This window comes from Streptomyces sp. NPDC006643, assembly GCF_042870175.1.
GTDB lineage: Bacteria > Actinomycetota > Actinomycetes > Streptomycetales > Streptomycetaceae > Streptomyces.
This window is the reverse complement of record NZ_JBIAHA010000021.1, coordinates 161,416-182,571: the sequence shown is the minus strand read 5'-3', so window position 1 is coordinate 182,571 and position 21,156 is coordinate 161,416. Positions and strand designations below refer to the sequence as shown.

General features: G+C 72.0%; 18 protein-coding genes. 8 read left to right on the top strand and 10 right to left on the bottom strand.

What is annotated here, in order from left to right:
* Positions 1 to 13 precede the first annotated feature (13 nt).
* Entirely contained in the window at positions 14 to 1,069 is a 1,056-nt protein-coding gene (locus ACFYNU_RS27460) for an iron ABC transporter permease (protein ID WP_356594237.1), read from the bottom strand.
* Between the two features lie 52 nt (positions 1,070 to 1,121).
* Positions 1,122 to 2,141, bottom strand: coding sequence for an ABC transporter substrate-binding protein (locus ACFYNU_RS27455; protein WP_356594178.1), 1,020 nt, complete (start codon positions 2,139 to 2,141; stop codon positions 1,122 to 1,124).
* A gap of 197 nt (positions 2,142 to 2,338) precedes the next feature.
* Here ACFYNU_RS27455 and ACFYNU_RS27450 point away from each other — a divergent pair, with 197 nt between their 5' ends.
* The 3 genes from ACFYNU_RS27450 to ACFYNU_RS27440 all read left to right on the top strand — a co-directional run bounded on the left by ACFYNU_RS27450 (position 2,339) and on the right by ACFYNU_RS27440 (position 6,268).
* Complete coding sequence (locus ACFYNU_RS27450; RefSeq protein ID WP_356594176.1) at positions 2,339 to 3,853, top strand: HtaA domain-containing protein; 1,515 nt, start codon at positions 2,339 to 2,341, stop codon at positions 3,851 to 3,853.
* A 66-nt stretch (positions 3,854 to 3,919) separates the two neighbouring features.
* Entirely contained in the window at positions 3,920 to 5,485 is a 1,566-nt protein-coding gene (locus tag ACFYNU_RS27445; protein ID WP_356594174.1) for an HtaA domain-containing protein, read from the top strand.
* Between the two features lie 123 nt (positions 5,486 to 5,608).
* Entirely contained in the window at positions 5,609 to 6,268 is a 660-nt protein-coding gene (locus ACFYNU_RS27440; RefSeq protein ID WP_356594235.1) for a PhzF family phenazine biosynthesis protein, read from the top strand.
* A 6-nt stretch (positions 6,269 to 6,274) separates the two neighbouring features.
* Here the strand turns inward: ACFYNU_RS27440 and ACFYNU_RS27435 are convergent, their stop codons facing one another.
* Together ACFYNU_RS27435 and map are read right to left on the bottom strand one after the other, a co-directional pair.
* Positions 6,275 to 6,940: a biliverdin-producing heme oxygenase gene (locus ACFYNU_RS27435; RefSeq protein ID WP_356594172.1), complete on the bottom strand. Its 666-nt coding sequence runs from the start codon at positions 6,938 to 6,940 to the stop codon at positions 6,275 to 6,277.
* A gap of 151 nt (positions 6,941 to 7,091) precedes the next feature.
* Positions 7,092 to 7,949 carry a type I methionyl aminopeptidase gene (gene map / locus ACFYNU_RS27430; protein ID WP_356594170.1) on the bottom strand — a complete coding sequence of 286 codons (858 nt, stop codon included), beginning with the start codon at positions 7,947 to 7,949 and terminating at the stop codon, positions 7,092 to 7,094.
* A gap of 70 nt (positions 7,950 to 8,019) precedes the next feature.
* Here map and ACFYNU_RS27425 point away from each other — a divergent pair, with 70 nt between their 5' ends.
* Positions 8,020 to 8,247: a hypothetical protein gene (locus tag ACFYNU_RS27425; RefSeq protein WP_356594168.1), complete on the top strand. Its 228-nt coding sequence runs from the start codon at positions 8,020 to 8,022 to the stop codon at positions 8,245 to 8,247.
* 203 nt (positions 8,248 to 8,450) lie between these two features.
* Here ACFYNU_RS27425 and ACFYNU_RS27420 read toward each other — a convergent pair whose 3' ends face one another.
* Together ACFYNU_RS27420 and ACFYNU_RS27415 are read right to left on the bottom strand one after the other, a co-directional pair.
* On the bottom strand, positions 8,451 to 9,833 hold the full coding sequence (locus ACFYNU_RS27420) for an MFS transporter (RefSeq protein WP_356594166.1): 1,383 nt from the start codon (positions 9,831 to 9,833) through the stop codon (positions 8,451 to 8,453).
* 43 nt (positions 9,834 to 9,876) lie between these two features.
* Positions 9,877 to 10,560, bottom strand: a complete 684-nt coding sequence (locus ACFYNU_RS27415) for a hypothetical protein (RefSeq protein WP_356594164.1) — start codon at positions 10,558 to 10,560, stop codon at positions 9,877 to 9,879.
* A gap of 137 nt (positions 10,561 to 10,697) precedes the next feature.
* On the opposite strand from ACFYNU_RS27415, the gene npdG reads away from it, so the two are divergent.
* A complete protein-coding gene (gene npdG, locus ACFYNU_RS27410; RefSeq protein WP_356594162.1) occupies positions 10,698 to 11,411 on the top strand; it encodes an NADPH-dependent F420 reductase in 714 nt (237 codons plus the stop codon).
* A gap of 109 nt (positions 11,412 to 11,520) precedes the next feature.
* The gene (locus ACFYNU_RS27405; protein WP_356594160.1) at positions 11,521 to 11,709 is read left to right on the top strand and encodes a hypothetical protein; all 189 of its coding nucleotides are present in this window, start codon (positions 11,521 to 11,523) and stop codon (positions 11,707 to 11,709) included.
* A gap of 4 nt (positions 11,710 to 11,713) precedes the next feature.
* On the opposite strand, the gene ACFYNU_RS27400 is transcribed toward ACFYNU_RS27405, so the two are convergent.
* Positions 11,714 to 12,529, bottom strand: coding sequence for a site-2 protease family protein (locus ACFYNU_RS27400; RefSeq protein ID WP_356594158.1), 816 nt, complete (start codon positions 12,527 to 12,529; stop codon positions 11,714 to 11,716).
* A 284-nt stretch (positions 12,530 to 12,813) separates the two neighbouring features.
* On the opposite strand from ACFYNU_RS27400, the gene ACFYNU_RS27395 reads away from it, so the two are divergent.
* Complete coding sequence (locus ACFYNU_RS27395) at positions 12,814 to 16,248, top strand: BTAD domain-containing putative transcriptional regulator (protein WP_356594233.1); 3,435 nt, start codon at positions 12,814 to 12,816, stop codon at positions 16,246 to 16,248.
* Positions 16,249 to 16,290: 42 nt separating this feature from the next.
* On the opposite strand, the gene ACFYNU_RS27390 is transcribed toward ACFYNU_RS27395, so the two are convergent.
* The 3 genes from ACFYNU_RS27390 to panB all read right to left on the bottom strand — a co-directional run bounded on the left by ACFYNU_RS27390 (position 16,291) and on the right by panB (position 19,276).
* Positions 16,291 to 17,160, bottom strand: coding sequence for an ABC transporter permease (locus ACFYNU_RS27390; protein WP_356594156.1), 870 nt, complete (start codon positions 17,158 to 17,160; stop codon positions 16,291 to 16,293).
* Positions 17,157 to 18,188 (bottom strand): ATP-binding cassette domain-containing protein, encoded by a 1,032-nt coding sequence (locus tag ACFYNU_RS27385; protein WP_356594154.1) that lies wholly within the window; start codon positions 18,186 to 18,188, stop codon positions 17,157 to 17,159. The genes ACFYNU_RS27390 and ACFYNU_RS27385 overlap by 4 nt, the downstream gene beginning before the upstream one ends.
* 221 nt (positions 18,189 to 18,409) lie before the next feature.
* Positions 18,410 to 19,276 (bottom strand): 3-methyl-2-oxobutanoate hydroxymethyltransferase, encoded by an 867-nt coding sequence (gene panB / locus ACFYNU_RS27380; protein ID WP_356594152.1) that lies wholly within the window; start codon positions 19,274 to 19,276, stop codon positions 18,410 to 18,412.
* Between the two features lie 176 nt (positions 19,277 to 19,452).
* Between panB and ACFYNU_RS27375 the strand changes: the two genes are divergently transcribed.
* Positions 19,453 to 21,129 (top strand): MFS transporter, encoded by a 1,677-nt coding sequence (locus tag ACFYNU_RS27375; protein WP_356594150.1) that lies wholly within the window; start codon positions 19,453 to 19,455, stop codon positions 21,127 to 21,129.
* The last annotated feature ends 27 nt before the right edge of the window (positions 21,130 to 21,156 follow it).

Sequence of the window (21,156 nt, the reverse complement as noted above, 5' to 3'; positions counted from 1 at the left end):
AGGGTGACGCTTCTCATGCCCAACCTCCCTGCCCACGCCGCGTCCTGCGCAGCAGCCAGAAGAAGAACGGACTGCCGAAGAGTGCCGTCAGGACGCCGAGCGGCAGTTCGGCGGGGGCCGCGACCGTGCGGGCCGCGAGGTCGCCCGCGACCAGGACCAGCGCGCCGCCGAGCGCGCTGCCCGGCACCAGGAAGCGGTGGCCGGGGCCGTTCGCCATCCGCAGCAGATGCGGGACCAGGAGCCCGACGAAGGTGATGATCCCCGCCACCGCGACGGCGGCGGCCGTCAGCAGCGCGACGACCAGGACGAGGACGATCCGCAGCCGTTCGACGTCCACCCCCAGATGCCGGGCCGGCCGCTCGCCCAGCGCGAGGAGGTCCAACTTCCGTGCGTAGAAGGGCGCGACGGCCAGTCCGACGAGTGCGCACGGCAGTACGGCGAGCACCTTCGGCCAGGTCGCCTGGGCGAGTGAGCCGAGCTGCCAGAAGGTGATCTGGCTGATCTGCGCGTTGTCGGCGAAGAAGATGGACAGCCCGATGAGAGCGCCCGCGAAGGCGTTCACCGCGATGCCGGTGAGGATGAGCGTGACCACCTCCGTACGGCCGCCGGAGCGCGACATCGCGTACACCAGCAGCACCGTCAGCAGCCCGGAGACGAACGCGCAGACGGTGACGGTCCAGTTGCCGAGGAAGCTCAGGCCGAGCGCGATCGAGGCGACGGCGCCGACCGCCGCGCCCGCCGAGATGCCGATGACGCCGGGCTCGGCCAGCGGATTGCCGAACACGCCCTGCATCAGGGCGCCCGCGCAGCCCAGCGAGGCCCCGACGAGCAACGCGAGGACGACGCGCGGCAGCCGGACGTTCCACAGCACGCTCTCGGGGACGCGTTCGAGCGCGGCGCCGCCGAGGCCGATCCGGTGCCGGACGGAGGAGAGGACGTCGCCGAGCGGGATGTCGTACGCGCCGAGCCCGGCGGAGAGCAGCGCGAGCAGGAGCAGTACGGCGAGCAGCCCGGCGGTCAACAGCCAGGTGGCGCCGCGCCGTTCGGCCTCCTTGCCGGGAGCGGTCATGGCGGCGGGCGGGGACGGCGGTGGGGCCGTCACGGTCGGTGTGCTCGTCATCTCACGCGCCGTCCGGGTAGAGCTGCTCGACGAGGGAGGCGAGCACCTGGTCCGTCCGGGGCCCGTAGTTGAGCAGCACCCCGTCGTCCACGGAGACGAACCGGCGGTCGAGACCGGCGGGTGTCTCGGCGACGCCCGGGATCTTCACCAGTCCGTCGGGGCCGCCGACCGAGTCGAGTCCCTTGGTCATCAACAGGATCGCGTCGGGCGCCGCCTTCGCCAGCGCCTCGCTGGTGATCGCGGTGAAGTCCTTGTCGAGCCCCGACTCCTTGCCCGCGTCGACGGCGCCCGCCGCCTCCAGCAGCGAACTCGCCCCCGAATCACGGCCGCCGAGGAGATAGACGGAGGCGGAGCCACGGAGATAGAGGAAGGCGACGCGCGGCCTGCCGCCGTCACCCGGTGCCGGGATGCGCTTCTGTACGGCGGCGATCCGCTCGGCCGTACGCGAACTCAGCTCCTTGCCCGCCGCGTCCACGCCGAGCGCGTGGGCCACCGTCGTGATGCGCGTGCCGACGTCGTCCAGGCTCTTCGCCGGTTCGACGACGAGGAGCGGGATCCCCGCGTCCCGTATCTGGTCGATCGCCTCCGCCGGTCCGGTGGTGGTCTCGGCGATGACGAGTGTCGGCCGCAGGGACAGGACGCTCTCGGCGGAGACGTCGTGCGCGCGGGTCACCACGGGCAGTTTCGCGGCCTGTTCGAAGGTCGCGGTGATGTCACGGGCCACGACGCGCTCGCCGAGGCCGAGCGTGAAGACGATCTCGTTGAGCGATCCGGTCAGCGGCACCAGCCGGTCGGTGGAGGTGACGGTGACCTTCGTGCCGTCGGCGGAGTCCACGGTGACCGGCAGGACCGGCTCGGGGACGGTGGCCAGGGGCTCGACCCGGTCGGCGGCGGCCGTCGCCCCGGCCTTCCTCGGCTGCCCGCCGTCGTCGCTGTCGCCACCGTCACCGCCGCAGCCGGTGGCGACCAGGGCGAGGACGAGCACCGAGATGACCGCGCCCGCCAGGCGTTGAGTGCGCACGAAAGTGCACCGTCCTGTCGTCGTGTGGAACCTCGCCGGAGTCCCGTCGAGGTGTGCCGGACGGAAGGGTTCCGAACCGGGCTGAATGTAGCTTAGGTTAGCCTTACCTTGCTTACCAGGTCCGGGGTGCGTCTCATCCGGGCTCTCTTCGGCGTGCCCGTGGCCGCCGCCTTCTCCAACGTGGGAGTGATCTTCTGATGCTGTCGTCCAGACCGGTGCGCGCTCTCGCCGTCGCGCTGCTCGCCGCACTTCTCGGAGCGCTACTTCCGACGGCCACGGCCCACGCGGCGAACCGCACCGTGCAGGGCGGGCGGCTCGACTGGGGGATCAAGTCCTCCTTCCAGAGCTATGTCACCGGCCCCGTGGCGGGCGGCAGTTGGAGTCTCAACGGCGGCGCGGCGACCGTGGGCGGCAGCCAGTTCCGGTTCCACTCCGCCTCCGGGACGTACGACCCCGACAGCGGCGCGCTGCGCGCCGGGTTCAGCGGCGGCGTCCGCTTCGTGGGCCACACCAAGTCCGACGGATCGCACGAGCTGGACCTCACCGTCAGCCGTCCCACGGTCCGGATCTCCGGCGGCGGAGGCACCCTGTACGCCGACATGACCAGCAAGGCCAAGGGGAGCGGCAAGGTCACCACGTCGTCCCAGGTGCCGCTCGCCACCCTCGATCTCGGCGGGATCGACATGAGGGGCGGCTCCAGCCCGGTCGCCCTCGGCAACGTCCCGGCGACGCTCACCGCGCAGGGCGCCACGGCCTTCGCCGGGTACTACACGGCGGGCACACCGCTCGACCCGGTCAGCCTCTCCGTGGACGTGGCCGCCGCGAAGAAGCAGCCGGCGAACCCCGCACCGGACCCCGCCGACCAGGACGGGAGCGACGGGAGCGACAAGAGCGCGGAGAAGTCCGGGAAGGAGAAGGCCAAGGGCGCTTTCCAGGACGCGGCCGTCGACTGGGGCGTACGCCGTACCTTCCGTGAGTACGTCACCGGCTCCATCGCCGACGGCCGTTGGACGCTCGCCGACGGGGCGCTGGACGGCGGCGCGCTCTTCCGCTTCCCGGGCGGGAAGGGCACGTACGACGCGAAGAAGCGGACGCTCGACGCCGGCTTCGCGGGCAGCGTCCGCTTCACCGGGACCCAACTTGACCTGACGCTCAGTGAGTTCAGCGTGCGGGTGGCGGGCGGCAAGGGCACGCTGGCCGCCGATGTCGCGAGCGAGGGCCGGGCGCCACGCAAGGCCGTCCCGCTGGTCACCTTCGCCGCCGAGGACTTCGCGCCGAAGAACGGTCTCGCCACGCTCACCGAAGCGCCCGCGACGCTCACCGAGGGCGGCGCCGAGACCTTCGGTCCCCTGTACCAGGCGGGCACCGTGATGGACCCGGTCTCGCTCGCCGTCGCCGTCGACAAGAAGGCGAAGCTGCCCGCGCTGCCCGATCTGGGCAGTGGCGCCGACGCGCCCGCCGAGCCGAAGTCCGGTGCGGCGACCGGCGGACCCACCAAGCCGGCGGGGGTGGACGATGCCGCGTCCGCCTCCGCCTCCTCTTCCTCCCCGGTCCTCACCTACGCGGGCATCGGCGCGGGCGTACTGCTCGCCGCCGCACTCGCGGTGTACGTCGGCGTCCGGCGCCGTACCTCCGCCACGGCCACGGCCACGGCGGCCGGTTCGGAATCAGGTTCGGACTCAGGTTCGGACTCCGCCCCCGACGGGACCTGACTCTTTCCTTCCCCTTCCCCACCCCCAGTTCTTTCGCGCTGTCCACCTCCGAGGAGACCCCCGAACATGCCAGCAACCCGTCGTCCCATAGCCCTCGCCGCAGCGGTCGCCACAGTCGTGGCCATCGGCGCGACCGCGCTCGCCGTCCCGGCGATCGCCGCTCCCGGAGCCCCTGCCGCCCCCGCCGCCCCGCAGCTCGAACTGAAGGACGGCACCCTGGAGTGGGGCTTCAAGGAGTCCTTCCGCAAGTACCTGCTCTCACCCGTCGCGAGCGGGAAGATCACGGCCGCCGACGGCGCCACCCAGGCCGCCGGCAACGGCGTGTTCACCTTCACCGACGGCACGGGCACCTACGACACCGGTACGCACGCCACCGCCACCACCTTCAAGGGAAGCGTGCACTTCGAGGGTCACCACGGTGTCCTCGACATCAAGTTGAGCGATGTGAAGGTCAACACCGGCCGGGAGACGGGGGAGATCACCGCCGACGTCACCAGCGTGACCGAGGGCAAGACGCAGACGCGCGACGACGTGTCGGTCGCCGATCTCGACCTGACGGCGGTCAGGCCGGGGCAGGGCGAGAACGGCGCCATGGTCTTCAAGGACATCCCCGCCAAGCTGACGGCGGCGGGCGCCGACGCGTTCGCGGGCTTCTACCCGGCGGGCACCGCGCTGGATCCGGCGACGCTCTCCGTGACGGCGGGCAAGGCCCCCACGGACGAGCCCACGGACGAGCCGACCGATGAACCCACGGACGAGCCCACCGACGAGCCGACCGACGAACCGACGGACGAGCCGACGGACGAGCCCACCGATCAGCCCACCGACGAGCCCACCACGCAGCCCGTCCTGGCCGGCAATCTCGACTGGGGCGTCAAGGAGAGCTTCCGCTCGTACGTCACCGGCCCCATCGCCAACGGCAAGGTCGAACTCGCCGCCGGGGCCACCCCGTCGGGCGCGGGGTACCGCTTCCCGAACGCCACCGGTTCCTTCGACGCGCAGGCGCAGACCCTCTCCGCCGAGTTCGCGGGATCGGTCCGCTTCGTGGGCCACGAGGAGGACGGCGCGTACGTCCTCGACCTCAAGCTCAGCGGTCTGGAGGCCGAGATCGAGAACGGCGAGGGCACCCTCGTCGCGGACGTCAGCACCAAGGACCGTACGACCCACAAGGTCTCCACCTTCAAGGACCTGACCATCGCCACGCTCGACCTGCCCGCCGGTGGGCTGAAGGCCAAGGACGGCGTCGTCGCGCTGAACGCCGTGCCCGCCTCGCTCACCGCGGACGGTACGAAGGCGTTCGGCGGCATGTACCAGGCGGGTGAGGCCCTCGACGCCGTCACCGCGGCCGTCTCCCTCGCGAAGGACGCCCAACTGCCGGGCGGCTCCGGCGGTACGACCGGAGGCACGACAGGCGGCTCGGCGGGCGGTTCGGCCGGCGGTTCCGACACCGCGGGCGGCACAGTCGGTGGCGGCTCCGTCGGAGGCTCCGCGGGCGGCACCGGGAGCCTCGCGAGCACCGGGGCCGACGTCCCGACCGGCGCGCTGATGGGCGCGGCGGGCGCGCTCGCCGTCGCGGGCGGTGCCGCGGTCCACTTCGCCCGGCGCCGTAACCGGGCCACCGGCGAGGCCTGACAGCCGAGTCGCACCACCGGGGCAGGGCCGTACCGCGAGACGTACGCGGTACGGCCCTGCCGTGTCGGACCACCTCGTACATGACCCCTCGACGACTGATGCTTCAATGCCTGCGTGACTGACATGGCCCGTGGCGGCATCGAAGTACTGCGCGTCTTCTGCGGGGGCGACGGGCGGCACGGCAACGCGCTCGGAGTCGTACGCGAGGGCCGCGACTACCCCGACCGGGCGTCCCGGCAGGCGCTCGCCGCCGAACTCGGCTTCAGCGAGACCGTGTTCGTGGACGACCCCGAGCGCGGCCACGTGGACATCTACACGCCCGGCCTGCGGCTGCTGTTCGCCGGGTACCCGCTCGTCGGGGCCGCGTGGCTGCTCGACCTCGAGGTGGTCAACCCGCCCGTCGGTGAGGTGTGGGTGCGCCAGGACGGCGAGTTCACCTGGATCACGGCGCGCCCCGAATGGTCCCCGCCACGGATCCTGCGCCGTTACGACACGGTGGCCGAGGTCGACGCGCTGCCCGCCCCGCCGCCGGGCGAGGGCTGGCTCTACGCGTGGGCCTGGGAGGACGAGGCGGCCGGCCGCGTCAGGGCGCGGGGCTTCCCGCGCCGCGACGACGGCATCGTGGAGGACGAGGCGACGGGGGCGGCGGCGCTGCTGCTCACGGCCGAGCTGGGCCGCGCGCTGAACATCACGCAGGGCCGGGGGTCGCAGATCCTCACTGCCCCCGGCCCTGACGGCTCGATCGAGATCGGCGGGCGCGTCCGCCAACTCCCGCCCCGCTGAAGCCTGTTACGCGCTGAGCGGGAACTCGCCCGCCAGCTCGTGGAAGACGGCCCCGTTGAAGTCGAAGGCCCGGTGGCACTCCTCGATGATGCGCTGCTTCTCCAGGTCGTCCACGGGCAGCGCGTCGAGCAGTTCGCGGTAGGCGCGCTTGAACGCCGCCGGGTTGGCGATCTCGTCGAAGACATAGAAGCGGACGCCGTCGCCCTTGCGCGCGAAGCCCCAGGTCTTCTCCGCCATGTCGCGGACGACCTGGCCGCCGGAGAGATCCCCGAGATAGCGCGTGTAGTGGTGGGCCACATAGCCGCCGGGCCAGGTGCGGGCGCACTCGGTGATCCTCGCGGCGTACGCGGCGGTGGCGGGCAGCGGCTCAAGACCGTCGCGCCAGTCGGCGCCGCGCAGATGCGTCAGATCGCGCTCCAGGGCGTCGACGCGCATCAGCTCGGGCCGTACGAAGGGGCCGGCGACGGGGTCGCTCTCGACCGTCCCGGCGGCGTCCTCCAGTGCCCGGTACACGAACCAGAGCTGTTCGGTGTAGCGCGTGTACGCCTCCACCCCGAAGCGCTGTCCCAGCAGATCGCTCATGAAGGTCGAGGTGTTCACCTCGGTGTGCTTCTCGTGCGAGGCGACACGGATCAGCGTGGAGAACGGGGTGGCGGTGGCGGTTGCGTCCAAGGCGGGCCTCCGAGGCCGAGGGGGACGGGAAACCAGACCGAGATCCGGCGGGGCAGCACAGCGCTTGCCTTCGCCGATCCTCCTACTTAGGCTTACCTAAGTCAACTGGTTCCCGACGTCCTGTCGGTAAAACGGTACCCGTCGAACGCGGTCAGGGCAGCGTCAGAATGTCCGCGCCGGTGTCCGTCACCACGAGCGTGTGCTCGAACTGCGCGGTCCGCTTGCGGTCCTTCGTCACCACGGTCCAGCCGTCGTCCCACATGTCGTGCTCGTGGGTGCCGAGCGTGAGCATCGGCTCGATCGTGAAGGTCATGCCGGGCCGCATGACGGTCGTCGCGTGCGGGCTGTCGTAGTGCGGGATGATCAGCCCCGAGTGGAAGGACGAGTTGATGCCGTGGCCGGTGAAGTCACGGACCACGCCGTAACCGAAGCGTTTGGCGTACGACTCGATGACGCGGCCGATGACATTGACCTGCCGGCCGGGCCGGACGGCCTTGATGGCGCGGTTCAGGGACTCCCGGGTCCGCTCGACCAGCAGCCTCGACTCCTCGTCGACGTCACCGCAGTAGTAGGTGGCGTTGTTGTCGCCGTGCACGCCGTTGATGTAGGCGGTGACGTCGAGATTCACGATGTCGCCGTCGCGCAGCACGGTGGAGTCCGGGATGCCGTGGCAGATGACCTCGTTGACCGAGGTGCAGAGCGACTTCGGGAACTCGCGGTAGCCGAGGGTGGACGGATACGCCCCGTGGTCCACCATGAACTCGTGCGCGACCCGGTCGAGTTCGTCGGTCGTGACGCCGGGCGCGATGTGCTTGGCGGCCTCCTCCATCGCCTGGGCGGCGATCCGGCCGGCGATCCGCATCAGCTCGACGGTCTCGTCGGTCTGCACTTCCGGCCCGGTGTACGGGGCCGGCAGCGGCTTCCCGACGTACTCGGGGCGCCGGATCTTCGCGGGAACGGAACGGACGGGAGAGAGCTCCCCGGGCACGAGCAGTGACTGGCCAGACATACCAGCGAGTCTAACCAGCGTGTGGCAGCCGCCGGTGGGGCAGCATGGCGATCAGAGGAAGGAGCCGACGATGGCCCTGTTCAAGAAGCGCACGGCGGGTAAGCCGGGCGAGTGGTACTACTGCCTCCAGCACAAGCGGGTCGAGGAGGGCCCGGACTGTCCGGCCAAGGACCGCTTCGGCCCGTACGCGTCGAGGCAGGAGGCGGAGAACGCGATGGAGACGGCGGCGGAACGCAACCAGGAATGGGAGACGGACCCCCGCTGGCACGACAAGCCCACCGACCCGCCTGCCGGCTGACCGACCCGCCCGACGGCTTCCCAGCCGTCCGGCGTTTGAGGACGATCCCCGGCCCCGAGGGCGGTTCCCCCGCGTGTCGCCGGGAGGACGCCGGGGGGTCCGGGGGAGGGCCCCGGTTTTCGGGAAGGGGCGGGTACGGGGAGAGACACCCGCCACCCGCCACCCGCACCGCGCACCCGCGGACTTCAGCTCACCCGCGGACTTCAGCCCACCGCTCCGGGCGCCGGGGCCTCGGCGGCACCGGCACCGGTCCCGGGAACAGCACCGGTTCCGGCACCGTTGCCGGGACCGCCCGCCGCCGCGTCCGCCGCCGCCAGCTCCGCCTCCTGCTGCGCCTTCCGCCGCCGCGCGTCCTCGTCCGTCTCCGAGTCGTACGTCATCAGCTTCGGCAGCACCGCCGCCAGCAGCCCCACCGCCGCCACACACGCGACCCCGCCGCTCCAGACCGCCGGGCGCGTCCCCGTCCAGCCTGCCACCGTGCCCGCGCGGACCTGGCCGAGCTGCGGGCCCACGCTGTACGACAGCACCTCCAGGCCCGCCAGCCTGCCCCGCAGCTCCTCGGGGATCGTCTGGTTCCAGATCGTCGAGCGGCCCAGTCCGCTGAGCATGTCGCCGGCGCCCGCCAGCACCAGACAGAACAGCACCAGCCAGATGTTCGGCATCAGGCCCGCCAGGGTCATCGCCAGGCCCCAGCCGCCCGCGCCGAACACCACCATCAGCCCGTGCCGCCGGACCTTCGACGCCCACCCGCTGGTCAGGCTGATCAGTACGGAGCCGAGCGGAATCGCCCCGTACATCAGACCGAGCGCCCACTCGGCGTCCAGGTCCTCCGCGAGGAACGGGAAGATCGCCAGCGGGAAGGCGAAGAACATCGCGCTCAGGTCGACCGCGTACGTGCCCAGCAGCACCGGCTTGCTCCACGCGTACCGCGCGCCCTCGGCGATCCCGCGCAGCGACGGTTTCGCCGCCTCTTTGGAAGGCGGCGCCGGCCGCAGCCGGAGGCACATCAGTACGGAGGCGGCGAACCCGGTCACGGTCAGCGCGTACGCCGTCGCCGTCCCCGACAGCGCCACCACGACACCGGCCGCAGCGGGCCCCGCGACCGCCGCGATCTGCCAGCGCAGCGCGTTGAGCGCGGCGGCGGCGGTCAGTTGGGCGTGCGGCACGATCCTGGCTATCAGGGAGTCCAGCGCGGGCCGCTGGATGCCCGCCAGCGCGGAGACCCCGGCGGCCACGACATACAGCGGCCAGAGCGCCGGCTCCGGCAGCAGCGCGTTGACGAGCAGGACGATCGCGAGCAGCCCGAGGCCCGCCTCGGAGAGCAGGATCAGCTTCCGGCGGTCGACCGCGTCGGCGAGCGCCCCGCCGTACAGCCCGAAGACGATCAGCGGGACCAGCTCGACCGCGCCCATCGCGCCGACCGCGAGCGGTGAGTCCGTGAGGTCCTTGATCTGGAGAGGCAGCGCGATCATGGCCATGGAGCTGCCGAAATACGTCACCAGGCCCTGGATCCAAAGGAGTCGGAACTCGCGCAGTGTGCGCAGCGGGGTGAGGTCCGGCAGGATCGCGGAAAGCGTTCTCGTCACGAGAGGCCATGCTGCGTCGTGACGGTCACGACGGGCAAATCCTTTACCAGCGGGCCGGCGGCGGTGAGGTCAACTGGTCGGCGAGCCGCGACAGCCGGTCGCGGAAGCGGCGCCTGCCGCGTGCCGACGGCAGGCTGTTCTCGCCCGCCGCCGCGCTCACCAGGTGCTGCACCATGTCGAGGTCGATGCCCTGCGCGCTCTCCGCTCCCGATCCCGGCCCTGGCCCTGATCCCGGTTCCCGCTCCGGCATGAGCCCCGGCTCCGGTGTCGGTTCGGGCGGGTCGACCGTGAGCGCGTCGTGCGCCAGACCGGTCACCTCGGGGTCCCCGCTGCCCAGCGAGAGCACCGTCGCCCCCGCCCGCCGCGCGTCGTGCACCCGCTCCAGCAGCCCGCCGTCCGGCCGCTCCGGGGCCACCAGCAGCAGCGTCTCGCCCCGGCCCGCCGCCTGGAGCCTGCCGAGCCCGACGGCCAGATGCGCGGGGTCGCCGGGCCGTACCCGGTGCCGTACGAGCAGCGGCGCCAGCTCCGGGCGGCCGGACCACGCCGCCTCGTCCACGAGGTGCGCGGCCAGGTGCCACGGCTCGTACGTCCGCGTGCCCACCAGCAGCAGCCCGCCCCCGTGCGGCACGACGGAGGAGCGCAGGGACGCGGCGAACCGGCGGGTCGCGGCCGGCCACCGCGTACCGGCCAGGACTTCACGGAGCAGGGCGACGCGTACGGCATCCATGGGCCGGGATCCTGCCGCAGTGCCGCGCCCCGCGCCGGGGGTCCGGGCGGCGTCACCCGAACGGGCCATTCCGCGTGGATGGGCCGGACGGACGGGGCGTGCCGGTGGGCTCCGTACCGCCAAGTACTGTCGGCGTCATGACTTCTACCGACAGTGGCGGCACGCCGAAGCCCCCCGCGAAGGACCCCTGGGAGCTGCCCGACGTCTCGGGCCTGACCGTCGGCGTGCTCGGCGGCACCGGCGACCAGGGACGCGGACTCGCCTACCGGCTCGGGCGGGCCGGTCAGAGAGTGATCATCGGCTCCCGGGCCGCCGAACGCGCCGAGGCGGCAGCCGCCGAACTCGGCCTCGCGAGCGTCGAGGGCGCGGACAACGCCGAGTGCGCGCGCCGCAGCGACATCGTCATCGTCGCGGTGCCGTGGGACGGCCACGCCAAGACGCTGGAATCGCTCAAGGACGAACTCGCCGGCAAGCTCGTCGTCGACTGCGTCAACCCGCTCGGCTTCGACAAGAAGGGCGCCTACGCGCTGAAGCCCGAGGAGGGCAGCGCCGCCGAACAGGCCGCCGCCCTGCTGCCCGACTCGCGCGTCACCGCCGCCTTCCACCATCTGTCCGCCGTGCTGCTCCAGGACCCCGCGGTCGAGCGGATCGACACCGATGTGATGGTGCTCGGCGAGGTACGGGCCGACACCGACATCGTGCAGGCGCTGGCGGCCCGTGTCCCCGGTATGCGGGGCGTGTTCGCGGGGCGGCTGCGCAACGCGCACCAGGTGGAGTCGCTGGTGGCGAACCTGATCTCGGTCAACCGCCGCTACAAGGCGCACGCGGGGCTGCGCGTCACCGACGTCTGAGGCCGACAGGGCATGGGGGACACTGGACGGGCGCCGCGGTACGTACGCCGTGTGTCACGTACGCCGTGCGGTACGTACGCCCTTCCCGCCCCCGACAGGAGCCGACCCCATGCCCCGCCTCGCTCTCTACGCCCTCACCGTCTGCCTGCTGTCCGTCGCGGCGGCCGTGGTGTCCTTCGCGCGGGGGAGCGGCTGGCTCGGTGTCGTCTGGGTGCTGCTGGCCGGGCTGTCGTCGAACATGGCCTGGTACTACGTCCGCAGGGCGAGGTCGGCGACGTCGGCGACGTCGGCCGGCTGACGGACTACTGGCACAGCTCGTCGCGGCTCGTCCAGAAGCGGTAGAAGTTCCGGCCGCAGTACGTCTCCGCCTCGCTGATGCCGAGCCCGCCCAGGATCGCGTCGATCCCGTCGAAGAACGCGCGGTTCACCTCGGGGATGAACAGAACGACGATGACCGCGAGCAGTCCGAACGGCGCGAACGGCTCCACCTGGGCCCGTACCTTGCGCGAGAGCCAGGGCTCGATCACGCCGTAGCCGTCAAGTCCCGGCACCGGAAGGAAGTTGAGGATCGCGGCCGTCACCTGGAGCAGCGCCAGGAACGCGAGCGCGAAGCGGAAGACGAGCGGCACACCGTCGAGCAGACCCAGCCAGAACGGCGCCGTACAGACGGCCGCGAAGAGCAGATTCGTCAGCGGGCCCGCCGCCGAGATCAGGCTGTGCCGCCACCGGCCCCGGATCCGGGCCCGCTCGATGAAGACCGCGCCACCGGGCAGACCGATGCCGCCCATGATGACGAAGAGCACGGGGAGCACGATGCTCAGCAACGCGTGGGTGTACTTGAGGGGGTTGAGCGTCAGATAGCCCTTGGCGCCGATGGAGATGTCGCCGCTGTGCAGGGCGGTGCGGGCGTGCGCGTACTCGTGCAGACAGAGCGAGACGATCCACGCGGACGTGACGAAGAGGAAGACGGCGATACGGGCGTCCGCCGCGAAGTCCGTCCACACCGCCCACCCCGTCGCGGCCATGACGGCGGCGATGCCGAGGAAGACGGGACTGATCCGCCGGTCGGCACGGGAGCCGCGGGAGCCACTGGAGCCACTGAAGGGTGCGGTGCTCATTCGCGACTCCTGAGGGAAGCGGTGGCGGGGACGGGCGCGGGGTGCGCCCGGCCGTCGGGGCGGTGCCGACCGTACAGGCGACACGGTGGGAACGTCTCGCGCCGGGCGACGGGTTCCGGCGAGGCTGGGGATCAGGCAGGGGGCGCGCCCGGCCGGGCAGTGGCTGATGTCACGTTGGTGGGCGCGACGGCACGGCGGAGGATCGTTCCCGCACGGGAACGCGGTACGGAGGGGGAACCCGGCACATGTGGTCCACGGACTTGGGGGAGCGGGCGGCCGACCGGATGGTTGTACCGGACAATGGTGGGGTGCGTTACCGGCTCCTCGGCCCCACGCGGGCACTGCGCGCCGACGGTACCCCGCACGCCGTCGGCGGATCACGGCTGCGCGCGCTGCTGACCGTGCTGGCGATGCGGCCCGGACGGACCGTGCAGACGGCCACGCTGGTCGACGCGGTCTGGGACGGCGACGTACCCGCGGACGCGGCGGGCGCGCTCCAGGCCCTGGTCAGCCGGCTGCGCCGGGCGCTCGGGGCGGAGACCGTCGTCTCGGACGGCGGCGGATACCGGCTCTGCGCCGAGCCGGACGACGTGGACCTGTACCGCTTCGAGCGGCTCACGGCCGAGGGCACGAGGGCCCTGGACGACGGCAGCCCCGAGCGGGCCGCCGAGCTGCTGGACGAGGCCCTGGGGCTGTGGCACGGACCCGCGCTGTCCGACCTGCCCGACCACCGGGCCGAGTCGGCGCGCTGGGAGTCCCGCAGGCTCGGCGCCCGCCGGGCCCGCCTCACGGCGGCGCTCGCCCTCGGCCACGCGGAGGAGGCACTGCCCGAACTCACCGCGCTCTGCGACGAGCACCCGATCGACGAACTGCTCCAGGCGCTGCGCATCCGCGCCCTGCGCGCGGCGGGCCGCCCGGCCGAGGCGCTGTCGGCGTACGAGGACGTGCGCCGCGACCTCGCGACCCGGCTGGGCATGGACCCGGGCCCGGAACTGCGCGCGCTGTACAAGGAGTTGCTGAACCCGGACGACGGCGACGACCGCGACGACGGCGACGGGAGGGCCGGCGCCCAGCGGCGCCGTACACCCCTGAAGGCCCTCGCCCGCCCGGTGAACGGGTCCGCGCCCGCCTCGGCCTCCGCCGGGCCGTCCGGTCCCACCGCCCCCACTTCTCCCACCGCCCCCGTCGACGCCGCCCCCGCCCCGACCCCCGGCAACATCCGCGCGCGGATCACCAGTTTCGTCGGACGGGAGGGCGACCTCGCCGATCTCCGGGAGGATCTGCGGGACGCACGGCTGGTCACCCTGCTCGGGGCCGGGGGCGCCGGGAAGACGCGGTTGTCGCAGGAGGTCGCCGCCGGGGCCGCCCACGAGGGATGGCCCGACGGGGTGTGGCTCGCCGAACTCGCCCCCGTCGACGATCCCGAGACCGTGCCCGAGGCCGTCCTCGTCGCGCTCGGGGCGCGCGAGACCGTGCTCCGCGGCGCCGGGGCCGAGGGGCTGCGGGCCGTCGACCCGGGCGCCACCGACCCCCTCGTACGGCTCGTCGAGCACTGCTCGCGCCGGCGCATGCTGCTGCTGCTCGACAACTGCGAGCACGTCGTGGACGCCGCCGCCCGGCTGGCCGAGGAGCTGCTGGCCCGTTGCCCCGGCGTGACCGTCCTCGCCACCAGCCGGGAACCGCTCGGTGTGCCGGGTGAGGTCGTACGCCCGGTCGGTCCGCTGCCGGAACCGATGGCGCTGCGGCTGCTCGCCGACCGGGGCGCCGCCGCCCGGCCCGGCTTCCGTACACAGGACGACCCGGCTGCCGCCGAGGAGATCTGCCGCCGGCTCGACGGGCTGCCGCTCGCGATCGAGCTGGCCGCCGCCCGGCTGCGGATGCTCACCCCCCGGCAGATCGCCGACCGGCTGGACGACCGCTTCCGCCTGCTGACCGGCGGCAGCCGCACCGTACTGCCCCGGCAGCAGACCCTGCGCGCCGTCGTGGACTGGTCGTGGGACCTGCTCGACTCCGCCGAGCGGACCGCGCTGAGCGCCCTGTCCGTCTTCGCCGGCGGCTGCGACCTGGCCGCCGCCGAGGCCGTGTGCGGGCCCGACGCGCTCGGACTGCTCGGTTCGCTGGTCGACAAGTCGCTCGTCGTCGCGTCCCCCGCCCCGGACGGCGCGATGCGCTACCGGCTGCTGGAGACCGTCCTGGAGTACGCGGGGGAGCGGCTGGACCAGTCAGGCGGGCGCGCCGCCGTCGAGCGCCGCCATCTCGTGCACTTCAGAGAGCTGGTCCGGCTCGCCGACCCCAAGCTGCGCGGTCCCGAGCAGGTGCACTGGATGACCCGGATCACGGTCGAGTACGAGAATCTGCGCACCGCGCTGCGGCATGCCGTCGCCGAAGGGGACGAGCACGAGGCGCTGTGTCTGGTGCACTCGCTCGCCTGGTACTGGCAGGTCCGCGATCTGCGCACCGACGCCCGGCACTGGTCGCGGGCCGCCGCCGACCTCGGCCCCGACCCCTTCGACCCGCCGACCGCCCCGGCGCCGCCCCTGTACGAACGGTGCACGGACGCGCCCCCGCCGATGGCGCCCGAGCAACTGCTGGAGGCGCGGCGCGGGGCCCGGCTGATCCATCTGGCCAGCATGAACCACGAGTTCGACCAGTGGACCACGAGCGTGGCGAAGGACTGGCTGCGCCGCGTCGGTGAGGTCTACCGGCCCGGTCTGCCGCAGACCTGCCGTACGCCGGGCTCGTACTGGTTCTTCACGGTGATGATGACGGGGGAGCCCGGCCAGCTCCGGACGCTCGTCGACGCGACGGTCGAGGCGTGCCGGGACTTCGGCTACGAGTGGGAGCTGGCGGCTGCCCTCCATATGCGGGCCAACGTCCTGGCCAACCGCACCGAGTGGGTCGGCGACGCGAGCCGGGACGCCGACGAGAGCCTGGAGATCTTCACCCGGCTCGGCGACGCGTGGGGCGCCGCCGAGGCCCTGTCGGCCCGCGCCGAGGCCTTCGAGCGCAAAGGGGAGTACGAACGGTCCGCCGCCGACTTCCACTCCGCCATCGACAAGGCCCGGATGCTCGGCGCCGAGTCGCAGGTCGCGCTGCTCCAGACGCGTCTCGCGGGTGTGATGATGGAGCAGGGCGAGTCGGCCGAGGCCGAGGCGATGCTGCGCGGGCTGCTCGCCCAGAACAGCCGGCGCGACTACGAGGCGGGACCGGCCGCCCGGATCTATCTGGCGCTGCTGTTCGGCCGCGACGGGCGGGTCGAGGAGGCCAGGGAGCAACTCGACCGGCTGCGTGGCGATTTCGCCCACTCCAACCTGGCCCTCTTCGCGGGGTTCGTGTTCGGTCTGCTCGGCTGGCTGGACAATCTCGACGGCCGGTACGCCGACGGGCTCGCCCAGTCGCGCGAGGCGCTGGCCCATGCGCGCGATCCGATGTCGAAGATGGTCGCGCCGCAGATGGCGGCGGTCCATCTGCTGATCGCGGGCTGGTCGCTGGCCGGGCTCGGCGACCCGGAGCGGGTACGGGACGGTGCGCGCCTGATCGGCGCGTACGAGGCGCAACTGCCCCCGGGCCACTACCGCAACGGGCAGGAGCGCGGCTGCCGGGAGGCGGCCGAGGCGGTCGTCCACGCCGGGGGACTGACCGGCGCCGACTACGAGAAGGCGCTCGCCGAGGGCCGCGCGCTCACCCTCGACGAGGCCTACGCCGTCGCCGGTGCCTGACATCCGCCGGGGTCCTGGCAGCCGGGACCCCGGCGGCGGATGTCAGGTCTTCTTGCGGAACTTGGCCACCGCGATCGGCGCCGTCACCAGCGTGATCGCCGCCGACCAGCCCAGCGTCAGCAGCAGATCGTGCGCCACCGGCCCGCCGATGAACAGCCCGCGCGCCGCGTCCGCCAGATTCGACAGCGGGTTGTAGTCCGTGAAGTTCTGCAACCAGCCCGGCATCGTCGACGGCGGTGTGAAGATCGAGGAGCCGAACTGGAGCGGCATCAGCACCAGGAACCCGACCCCCTGCACCGCCTGCGCCGTCTTCACGGTCAGTCCGATCAGGATGAAGATCCACATCAGCGACGCGCCGAACAGCAGCGACAGCCCGATGGCGCCCAGCACTTCGAGGACCGAGGTCTCGATCGACAGACCGAGTATGAAGCCCACGATCAGCAGGATCGCGAACGCGACGATCATCCGGCCGACCTCGACCACGATCTTCGCGATGAGGACCGAGGACCGGGCGATCGGCATCGTGCGGAACCGGTCCATGACCCCCTTCTGGAAGTCCTCGTTGATCCCGCTGCCCACGGCCATCGAGACGTTGAGCCCCATCATCGCCATCAGGCCGGGGACCAGATAGCTGACGTACTCGGACTGGTTGCCCTTGCCCGCGACGGCCCCGCCGAAGACGAAGACGAAGAGCAGGGTGAAGACGATCGGCATCAGCAGGACGTCGAACATCGACTCGGGATCCTGCTTGATCTGGAGGACGTTGCGGCGCGCGAGGGCGCCGATGTGCCGCAGATTGGCCCGCAGGCCGATCCGGCCCTCGTCGGTGACGGCCCGGACGGCCTTCCCGGGCCGGGGGGCCGGGGTGGGCTCCGGTACTTCGGTCGTTTTGGTCGTTGTCGCCGTGCTCATGCCGCGACCCCCTTCAGCTGTGCGTCGTCCGCGTCGTGGTCCGTGGCGTCGGCCTGCTCGCTCGACTTCTCGCCCGTGATCGCCAGGAACACCTCGTCCAGGCTGGGCAGATGGGTTCCGATGTGCGCGATGTCGAAGCCTCGGGCGCCCAACAGGCCGATCACGGCGGTCAGTTGCTCGTCGGCGAGGATCGGTACGAACAGCATGCCGTCCTGGATCTGCGACCCCGCGACACCGTCCAGCCCCGTCTCGCTCAACGCCCGCGCCATCTCGGGGAGCCGGCCGGGGTCGGCCGGGCGGATCTCCAGGGTCCGGCCGCCGACCCTCGCCTTCAGCTCGTCGACCTTGCCGCCCGCGACGACCCGGCCGCGGTCGATGACCGTCAGCTCGCTCGCCAACTGCTCGGCCTCTTCCATGTACTGCGTGGTGAGCAGGACGGTCACACCGTCGGCGACCATCCGCTGGACCTCCGCCCACACCTCGTTGCGTGTGCGCGGGTCGAGACCGGTCGTCGGCTCGTCCAGATAGAGCACCGAGGGCTGCCCGATCATCGACGCCGCGAGGTCCAGGCGCCGGCGCATACCTCCGGAGTACTGGAGCACCGGCTTCTTCGCCGCCTCGGTGAGCGAGAACCGCTCCAGCAGTTCGTCGGCGCGCCTGCGGGCGGCCGTACGGGACAGATCGAGCAGTCGCCCGATCATGTACAGGTTCTCCCAGCCGGCGAGCTTCTCGTCGACCGAGGCGTACTGACCGGTGAGGCCGATGGTGCGGCGCAGCTGTCGTGGCTGCTTCACCACGTCGTAGCCGGCGACGACGGCCGTGCCGGCGTCGGGCAGGATCAGGGTGGACAGGCAGCGTACGAGGGTGGTCTTGCCGGCGCCGTTGGGGCCGAGGACACCGAGAACCGTGCCCTCACGCACGTCCAGGTCCACGCCGTCCAGCGCCTTGGTCGCACCGTAGTGCTTGACCAGGCCCCGTACCGTGACGGCCGTGGTGCCGTCGGCAGGGATCGTGTCGATTCGCGTCATGCCGTCGATCGTGGCAGCGCCCGCCGACAAGGGACCGACAGACGACCGACAGGCCGCCGACACGTGGCCGTCGGGCCGGCGCCGGGTCCCCGCGCACGCCGACAGCCCGCCGATGGGGGATGTCGGCGGGCTGTCTTCTGGTGCGGCAGTGGCTGTTGGGTGTGACGGGGCCCACCAGGTCCACCGGGCCCGGTGGACCTGGTGGACTGGACCCGGTGGACCTAGTGGAAGGTGTGCTCTTCCTGCGGGAACGTTCCTCCCGCGACCTCGTCCGCGAACGCCTTCGCGGCGTCGCCGAGCGTCTGCCGGAGGTTGGCGTACTGCTTGGTGAAGCGTGGCACCTTGCCGCCGGTGAGCCCCACCATGTCGGTGTACACGAGCACCTGCGCGTCGGTGTCCGGACCGGCCCCGATGCCGATGGTCGGGATGTCCAGCGACCGGGTGATCTCGGCGGCGACCTCGGCCGGCACCAGCTCCAGGACCACCGCGAACGCGCCCGCCGCCTGCGCCGACTTGGCGTCGTGCAGCAACTGGTGCGCGGCCTCGTCGCCGCGGCCCTGCACGCGGTAGCCCAGGGTGTTCACGGACTGCGGCGTCAGTCCGAGGTGCGACATGACCGGGATGCCGGACCGGACGAGCAGCTCGGTCTGCGGCAGCGAGCGCTCCCCGCCCTCCAGCTTGATGGCGCCGACCCCCGCGTCCTTGACGAGCCGGGTGGCGCTGCGCAGGGCCTGGACGGGGCCTTCCTGGTACGAGCCGAAGGGCAGGTCGCCGACGACGAGGGCGCGCCTGGTGCCCCGTACGACGGCGGCGGACAGCATCGTCATCTCGTCGAGCGTGACCGGTACGGTCGTCTCGTAGCCGAGATGGACATTGCCCATCGAGTCACCGACCAGCATGACCGGGATGCCGGCCTCGTCGAAGACGGACGCGGTCATCGCGTCGTAGGCGGTGAGCATGGGCCACTTCTCACCGCGTCGTTTGGCGGCGGCGATGTCGTGGACGGTGACACGGCGGTTACGGGCGCTGGTACCGCCGTACAGCGACTTGGTGTCGCCGGAGGGATTCTGCGCAGCCTCGAATGTCATGGCTTACGACTCCTTCGTCATCTCGAGGCGCCCTGACGGCGTCCCCGGACCGTCTCCATGGTGGCATCTCCGGACGGTCCCCGGGAAGTGGGGCTGCTCCGCCCGCACCGGGCCGCCGGGTAAAGACTTTACAATACGAGACGGTCTCGTATTGAAATGCCCTTAGGCTCATCGGCATGTCCACATCGTCACCCTCACCGTCGTCGGCCCCGACCGGCGTCCACGACTCCGCACCCCGGGTGCCCGAAGCCGTGCACAAGCGCCGCTGGGCCATCCTCGGCGTCCTCATGTTCAGCCTGCTCATCGTCGTCCTCGACAACTCGATCCTGAACGTCGCCGTCAAGACGATCTCCAGCCCGGAGCCCGTCGGGATCGGCGCCACGCAGAGCGAGCTGGAGTGGGCGATCAACTCCTACACCCTCGTCTTCGCCGGCCTCCTCTTCACCTCCGGCCTGCTCGGCGACCGCGTCGGCCGCAAGAAGGTCCTGCTTTTCGGCATCGCCGTCTTCGGCATCGGCTCCGCCCTCGCCGCGATGTCCGGATCACCCGGTGAACTCGTCGCGTACCGCGCCCTGATGGGCTTCGGCGCCGCCTTTGTGATGCCGGCCACCCTCGCCGTCCTGATGAACGTCTTCGAGCGCGACGAGCAGCCCAAGGCCATCGGCATATGGGCCGGCAGCGTCGGCCTGGGCATCGCCATCGGGCCGATCACCGGCGGCATCCTGCTCGAACACTTCTGGTGGGGCTCGATCTTCCTGATCAACGTCCCCGTGGTGATCGTCGGACTGATCGCGATGTGGTTCCTCGTCCCGGACTCCAAGGACCCGAAGCCCGGCCGCATCGACCCGGTGGGTGTGCTGCTCTCGATCGTCGGCCTGGTCCTGCTCGTGTACGGGATCATCCGCGCGGGCGAGCTGGCCGACTTCACCGACGCCACGGTGCTGGCCTCGACCCTCGGCGGTGTGGCCGTCCTGGCCGTGTTCGTCGTGCACCAGAAGCGCAGCGACCACCCGTCGATGGACATGTCCTACTTCAAGAAGCCGGCGTTCTCGGCGGCCGTCGCCGCCATCGCGCTCGTCTTCTTCGCCCTGATGGGCGTGACCTTCTTCTCGGCCTTCTACCTCCAGAGCGTGCGCGGCTACAGCGCCCTCGACTCCGGTCTGCTGATCCTGCCGCTCGCCGTGGCGCAGATGGTGTTCGCGCCGCGCGCCCGGCTGGTCGTCGACCGGTTCGGCGCCCGCGCCGTCTGCACCGGCGGCATGCTGCTCGTCGCCGTCGGCCTCGCCTCGTTCGCGCTGTTCGACGCCACCACGCCCGTGTGGGTGCTGTGCGTCGTCTTCTTCGTCCAGGGCGCCGGAATGGCCCACATCATGCCCCCGGTGACGGTGACCGTCATGCAGGCCCTGCCGCGTGAGAAGGCCGGCTCGGGATCGGCCATCAACAACACCTTCCGCCAGGTCGGCGGGGCGCTCGGCGTCGCCGTACTCGGCTCGCTGCTCTCCTCGACCTACCGCGGCGAGATCGAGGGACACCTCGGCGCCGTCCCGGCCGCCGCGCGCGACGCGGCGGGGGAGTCGATCGAGGCGACCATGGCCGTCGCCGAGAAACTCGGCCCCGCCGGCGCCCCGTTGATGGACTCCGCGAGCGACGCCTTCCTCAGCGCGATGCAGGTCGCCGCCCTCGGCTCCGCCGGTGTCGCGCTGATCGGCACCGTTGTGGTGGCGCTCTTCATGCCGGGCCGCAAGGCCCCGGAGGGGCCCGTACCGACGCGGCCCGCCGAGCCGTCGGCCGAGACGCCCGCCGATTTGTCGGCCGATGCACCCGTGCCCGCCGCGCCCGCCGTACGCGACTGAGCCGGTCGACCGCACCCGCCGCCGTCG

Coding starts and splice junctions, on each gene's coding strand:
- ACFYNU_RS27385 (WP_356594154.1), bottom strand. CDS start 18,188: ATGACGCGAATCGACACGATCCCTGCCGACGGCACCACGGCCGTCACG.
- ACFYNU_RS27400 (WP_356594158.1), bottom strand. CDS start 12,529: ATGAGCACCGCACCCTTCAGTGGCTCCAGTGGCTCCCGCGGCTCCCGT.
- ACFYNU_RS27405 (WP_356594160.1), top strand. CDS start 11,521: ATGCCCCGCCTCGCTCTCTACGCCCTCACCGTCTGCCTGCTGTCCGTC.
- ACFYNU_RS27415 (WP_356594164.1), bottom strand. CDS start 10,560: ATGGATGCCGTACGCGTCGCCCTGCTCCGTGAAGTCCTGGCCGGTACG.
- npdG (WP_356594162.1), top strand. CDS start 10,698: ATGACTTCTACCGACAGTGGCGGCACGCCGAAGCCCCCCGCGAAGGAC.
- ACFYNU_RS27460 (WP_356594237.1), bottom strand. CDS start 1,069: ATGACCGCTCCCGGCAAGGAGGCCGAACGGCGCGGCGCCACCTGGCTG.
- ACFYNU_RS27450 (WP_356594176.1), top strand. CDS start 2,339: ATGCTGTCGTCCAGACCGGTGCGCGCTCTCGCCGTCGCGCTGCTCGCC.
- ACFYNU_RS27375 (WP_356594150.1), top strand. CDS start 19,453: ATGTCCACATCGTCACCCTCACCGTCGTCGGCCCCGACCGGCGTCCAC.
- ACFYNU_RS27390 (WP_356594156.1), bottom strand. CDS start 17,160: ATGAGCACGGCGACAACGACCAAAACGACCGAAGTACCGGAGCCCACC.
- panB (WP_356594152.1), bottom strand. CDS start 19,276: ATGACATTCGAGGCTGCGCAGAATCCCTCCGGCGACACCAAGTCGCTG.
- map (WP_356594170.1), bottom strand. CDS start 7,949: ATGTCTGGCCAGTCACTGCTCGTGCCCGGGGAGCTCTCTCCCGTCCGT.
- ACFYNU_RS27425 (WP_356594168.1), top strand. CDS start 8,020: ATGGCCCTGTTCAAGAAGCGCACGGCGGGTAAGCCGGGCGAGTGGTAC.
- ACFYNU_RS27440 (WP_356594235.1), top strand. CDS start 5,609: ATGGCCCGTGGCGGCATCGAAGTACTGCGCGTCTTCTGCGGGGGCGAC.
- ACFYNU_RS27395 (WP_356594233.1), top strand. CDS start 12,814: ATGGTTGTACCGGACAATGGTGGGGTGCGTTACCGGCTCCTCGGCCCC.
- ACFYNU_RS27445 (WP_356594174.1), top strand. CDS start 3,920: ATGCCAGCAACCCGTCGTCCCATAGCCCTCGCCGCAGCGGTCGCCACA.